The following is a 907-nucleotide window of genomic DNA, read 5'->3' on the forward strand; positions in this document are numbered from 1 at the left end:
CTCCTTCTCATCGGCAAAGTGCTTCCTGCCCTGCATCGTAAAATGATTTGGTGGAATATCCCTTTACGTTTATCTTCAACCAGTTGTGCAACAAGCACAAGGTGTAAACGCCAGCCTCGGCCGACGGCCTTCTGCCGCCGCTTAGCCAAGCCGTTAGGCGTGATGCTAAAAACTGATATAGTAAAAAAAACGTATCTTTGAATAAAACAAAGAAATAAACCATGGCTACTCCAATTCAATTTATAATAGACAATGAGGGGCATAAGAAGTCAGTCATTGTACCTTACAAACAATGGGAAGAGCTGAACCAGCGATATGAGAAGCTAAACAACAAGGTGCAGATTCTTACTGGAATCCAGGAAGCGATGAACGAAGTAGCCAATTCCCGCAAAACAGGCAAGAAACTGCAAACCTTGTCCGACTTCCTGAATGAAAGCAGAGATTAGAGTTACCGGCAACTTCAGTAAGCGCGCAAAGCATCTGATTAAAAAATACCCGTCTCTGGTAGATGAACTAAAGGTGCTTGAGAAAGCCCTTACCGACAACCCCCAACTTGGCACCCCTCTTGGAAGCGACACCTACAAGATAAGACTTTCCATCAAAAGCAAAGGGAAAGGCAAAAGCGGCGGCGCAAGGGTGATTACCTACGTTGAAGGCGAAATAGTGGGAACAGTTGAGCAATCTACAGACGGCAAAGTTACGGTTTACCTCCTCACCATCTATGACAAATCTGAAACTGCATCTATTTCAAATAGAGAATTAAAAGAGCTTATCAAACACAAAAGCTAATAAAAAAAGCACCTCGCCTAACATGAACTCTGTTAAAAGTCAATAAAATCAGGCGGAGAATCTTTTAAAATCCGGCTGATAAGGTACACCTGAATGCACAATGGCAAAAGCCTGCTTG

General features: G+C 43.2%; 3 protein-coding genes. All 3 read left to right on the forward strand.

Going from position 1 to position 907, the window contains the following annotated elements; translation table 11 throughout:
• Positions 1–201 (forward strand): hypothetical protein (locus A8O25_RS23630; RefSeq protein ID WP_206598743.1); only part of this gene is annotated, 201 nt, incomplete at its 5' end.
• A gap of 20 nt (positions 202–221) precedes the next feature.
• Positions 222–446, forward strand: a complete 225-nt coding sequence (locus A8O25_RS22335; RefSeq protein ID WP_066839893.1) for a hypothetical protein — start codon at positions 222–224, stop codon at positions 444–446.
• Entirely contained in the window at positions 430–789 is a 360-nt protein-coding gene (locus tag A8O25_RS22340) for a hypothetical protein (RefSeq protein ID WP_066839896.1), read from the forward strand. The genes A8O25_RS22335 and A8O25_RS22340 overlap by 17 nt, the downstream gene beginning before the upstream one ends.
• Positions 790–907: the final 118 nt, after the last annotated feature.

Origin of the sequence: Rufibacter ruber, assembly GCF_001647275.1 — a bacterium.
GTDB lineage: Bacteria > Bacteroidota > Bacteroidia > Cytophagales > Hymenobacteraceae > Nibribacter > Nibribacter ruber_C.